This is a genomic window from Mesorhizobium sp. M1329 (assembly GCF_040318035.1).
Taxonomy (GTDB): Bacteria; Pseudomonadota; Alphaproteobacteria; order Rhizobiales; family Rhizobiaceae; genus Mesorhizobium.
Genome location: NZ_JAMYLN010000073.1, coordinates 1 through 3,972, shown reverse-complemented (window position 1 = coordinate 3,972; position 3,972 = coordinate 1). Strand labels below are relative to the sequence as shown.

Sequence of the window (3,972 nt, the reverse complement as noted above, 5' to 3'; positions counted from 1 at the left end):
GTTCCCATCAGCCATCGCATCAAGAAATGCGCCTGGAACGACGACTATCTCATCAATGCCATCACTCATATGCGATAGCCCTGCCTTGAGGGGAGATGGCCGGCAGGCCAGAGGGGGTCGGTTCGACTGGATGCGACCTCCCTTGCGATAGATGGAGGTTTAGCGCTCTACGCGAGGCGACCCCCTCTGTCGCCTTCGGCGACATCTCCCCCTCAAGGGGGGAGACTACGCAGCTCACCCCGCAAGCCGGCTAACCATCTCGTGCTGCGCATAGGCGCGGCCGAAGCGGTTGGCCAGGAACGCGTCGAGCGCGATGTCCTCCTGCTTGATGAAACCTGTTGCCGGCAAGGTGCCGTCGGCGAGCATGTCGAGCACGGCGCAGATCGCCGATGCGGTGGTGACCTGGATGGCACTGCGCACCGTATCGCCGACGCGCCTGGCGTAGATCTTGTTGGCGTAGGTCTCCTGCAGGAGGCGGCCGTTCTTGCGGCCGCTGACGGTGACGAAGACGATGACCACGTCCTGCAGCGTTGCCGGCAGGGCGCTTTCGAAAATGTCCTTCAGCACGTCGCGGCGGTGGCGCAGGCCGAGATCGTTGAGCAGCGCCTTCATGATCGCGGCATGGCCGGGATAGCGGATGGTGCGGTAGTTCAGCGTCCGCACCTTGCCTTTCAGCGTTTCGGCCAGCGTGCCCAGCCCGCCCGAGGTGTTGAACGCCTCGTAGGTGACGCCGTCAAGGGAGAACTCCTCGCGCTCCTCGAGCGGCGGCACTTCGACCAGCTCGCCTTCGACGATCGCCTCGCAAGGCTCGCAATATTCGTTGATGACGCCGTCGGTGCTCCAGGTCAGGTTGTAGTTCAGCGCGTTCGACGGGTATTGCGGCAGCGCGCCGACCCGCATGCGCACGCTCTCCAGTGTGTCGAAGCGGCTGGCGAGATCGTTGGCGACGATCGAGATGAAGCCCGGCGCCAGGCCGCATTGCGGAATGAAGGCGCTGCTGCCGGAACGCGCCAGTTCCTTGACCCGCCTGGTGCTGACGACGTCCTCGGTCAGATCGAGATAGTGCACGCCGGCGCTGGCCGCCGCCTCGGCGATGCGCGTCGTCAGATGGAAGGGCGCGGCGCTGAGCACCGCGAACTTGCCGGCCAAGGCCGCTTCGAGGGTGCCGGCAGCTTCGATGTCGAGTTCCAGCGTCTCGACCGTTTCAGGCAGTTCGGCCGCGCCGAGCTGCGCCGCCGAGCGGTCGACGAGCGTGACATGGTAGTTGCCCGTGGAAGCCAGCATCTCGGCAATGGTCGAGCCGATCTTGCCGGCGCCGACGACGATGATTTCCTTCATGACCGGTCCCTCGCACCAACGTTAAATTTGATGGCTAGAATCGCAACTTGCCTGTTGAAAGGAAGCGTGGAATTGTACTAAACGAAGTATCTCTTTGTGCAATATGCCGGTAGGATTCGTCGAAATGCTCAGCGATGCCGACCAGGCTCTGCTTTCACTGTTGCGCATCAATGCGCGCGCCTCGACCGCCGAACTGGCGCGGCGGCTCGGCGTCTCACGAACGACGGTGCAAAGCCGGATCGAGCGGCTGGAACAGCGCGGCATCATCACCGGCTACGGGGTCAGGCTTTCGCCGGATTACGAACAGGGGCTGGTCAGGGCGCATGTCCTGCTCACCGTCACCCCCAAGCTCGCCGACAAGGTGGTGCGCAGCCTGCAGGCGCTGGCACCGGTTCGCACGCTGCACTCGGTCAGCGGCAATTTCGACATGATCGTCATCGTCGAGGCGCCGTCGATCAGGGATCTCGACACGCTTCTCGACCAGATCGGCGCCATGGACGGGGTCGAGCGCACGTCGTCGTCGATCATCCTGTCGACGCGGATCGACCGCTGAGCCGGCTGGTGTCGCGGGTCCAGACGCTGACGGGACAGCGCCCCCCTCTGCCCTGCCGGGCATCTCCCCCTCCAGGGTCCCTCCAGGGGGAGATTGGATGTCACCGCGGCTTTCGCCAATCTCCAAGGTGGCTGAATGGATGCTATCGGCGAAGCTGCCGATCTCCCCACTAGAGGGGGAGATGCCAAGTAGTGGGAAAGAGGGCAGGACAGAGGGGGGCGCGAAGGATCACCAAGGGCGGTGATCGTTCTGGCGTTACCGCAGCAAAGCGATATAGGCTTTCAAAATGTGGATCGATGGCGTGCAGCCGCCCCCTATCTCTCGCAGCATCGCGCGTTCACCCAAAGAACCTAGACAGGAGGCCTTCTTGCCCAAGCAGTGTTTCGGAAAATCCCATGTGCCGTTGTCTCCGGCCGTCAGGGCCGGCGATTTCGTCTATGTCTCAGGCCAGGTGCCGGTCGGCAGCGACGGGCTGGTGGTCAAGGGCGGCATCGCCGAACAGACCGAACAGGTGCTGTCGAACGTCAAGGCGGCACTGGCGCTGGCCGGCTGCACCCTCGACGACGTGGTCAAGACGACGGTTTGGCTTGAGGACGCCCGCGATTTCGGCATTTTCAACACCGTCTATGCCAGGCATTTCCCGAAAGACCCGCCGGCGCGCACGACAGTGGAGTCGCGGCTGATGATCGACATCAAGATCGAGGTCGAGGCCGTTGCCTACAGGCCGGCCTGACGGGAAAGCGGAGACAGGCGCGATGCAATTCGATCTGCTGATAAAAGGCGGCCGCCTCATCGATCCGGCGTCCGGCCTCGACGCGCAGCGCGATCTGGCGATTGCCGACGGCCGTATCGCCGCGATCGACGCCGAAATCCCCTTCGAACGTGCCGCCCGCGTCATCGACGCCACGGGCTCCATCGTCGCGCCGGGCCTGATCGACCTGCACAGCCATGTCTATTGGGGCGGCACCTCGCTCGGCGTCGATGCCGACCGGCTCGCCGCAAAGAGCGGCACCACCACCTTCATCGATGCCGGAAGTGCCGGCGCCGGCAATTTCCTCGGCTTTCGCCGCCACGTCATCGAGCGCTCGAAGGTCCGCATCCTGGCTTACGTCAACATTTCCTTTGCCGGCATTTTCGGCTTCTCGCAGACCGTGGCGGTCGGCGAATGCAGCGACCTCCGGCTCTGCGAACCGCGCGAAACGGTGGCGGCGGCGCGCGAGCACGCGGACGTGGTTGTCGGCGTCAAGGTTCGCTCGGGTCGCCACGCCGGTGGCACCAGCGGCATCGCGCCGGTCGATCTCGCGCTCGAAGCCGCCGACAAAGCCGGCCTGCCGCTGATGGCGCATATAGACGAGCCGCCGCCCGGCCGCTCGGAAGTGCTGCCGCGGCTGCGCAAGGGCGACATCCTCACCCACTGCTTCCGGCCGTTTCCCAACGCGCCGGTCTTCGCCTCGGGGGCGGTGCGGCCGGACATGCGGCTGGCGCGCGATCGCGGCGTCATCTTCGATATCGGCCACGGCATGGGCTCGTTCGATTTCGAAGTGGCCAAAGCGATGCTGAGCGAAGGACTGGCGCCGGACGTGATCAGCAGTGACGTGCATCTCTATTGTGTCGACGGTCCCGCCTTCGACATTCTGGTCTGCATGTCGAAGCTGCTGGCGCTCGGCATGCCGCTGGTCGAAGTGCTGCGCGCCGCCACGCAACGGCCGGCCGAGGCGATCGCCAGGCCCGATCTCGGCAGGCTTGCGGTTGGTGCGGTCGGGGACATCGCGGTGCTGCGGCTGCGTCCGGGCCGCTTCACCTTTGTCGATTCGGTCGGCGCCACGCTGGTCGCCGAGCAAAGGCTGGTCTCGGACGGCATCGTGGTCGGCGGCACCTGGTGGCCGAACGAGGCGGTGGACGATCTCGGCGAAACCGAACGCTTCGAAGCGCATGCGCATGGCACGCATGTCGATGTTGTGAGCCGGCATTTCGGACGTGGGTGATCTCCCCCTTGAGGGCAGGGGAATCGCATATGGCGATTTTGGGGTTGAGTTTAGGCTGAGAAAGGATTCTTTGGAGAGGCAGTTGAGCGAAGGAGC

4 protein-coding genes are annotated in these 3,972 nt (G+C 64.6%); 3 read left to right on the top strand and 1 reads right to left on the bottom strand.

The window, feature by feature from the left end; translation table 11 throughout:
* Window positions 1-234 precede the first annotated feature (234 nt).
* Window positions 235-1,338 (bottom strand): saccharopine dehydrogenase family protein, encoded by a 1,104-nt coding sequence (locus NKH21_RS32515; RefSeq protein WP_352869985.1) that lies wholly within the window; start codon window positions 1,336-1,338, stop codon window positions 235-237.
* A 124-nt stretch (window positions 1,339-1,462) separates the two neighbouring features.
* Between NKH21_RS32515 and NKH21_RS32510 the strand changes: the two genes are divergently transcribed.
* The 3 genes from NKH21_RS32510 (at window position 1,463) to NKH21_RS32500 (ending at window position 3,876) form a co-directional block, all read left to right on the top strand.
* Window positions 1,463-1,891 (top strand): Lrp/AsnC family transcriptional regulator, encoded by a 429-nt coding sequence (locus NKH21_RS32510; protein WP_352869983.1) that lies wholly within the window; start codon window positions 1,463-1,465, stop codon window positions 1,889-1,891.
* Window positions 1,892-2,258: 367 nt separating this feature from the next.
* Window positions 2,259-2,624: a RidA family protein gene (locus NKH21_RS32505; RefSeq protein WP_254817935.1), complete on the top strand. Its 366-nt coding sequence runs from the start codon at window positions 2,259-2,261 to the stop codon at window positions 2,622-2,624.
* Window positions 2,625-2,646: 22 nt separating this feature from the next.
* Window positions 2,647-3,876: an amidohydrolase/deacetylase family metallohydrolase gene (locus tag NKH21_RS32500; protein ID WP_352869981.1), complete on the top strand. Its 1,230-nt coding sequence runs from the start codon at window positions 2,647-2,649 to the stop codon at window positions 3,874-3,876.
* The last annotated feature ends 96 nt before the right edge of the window (window positions 3,877-3,972 follow it).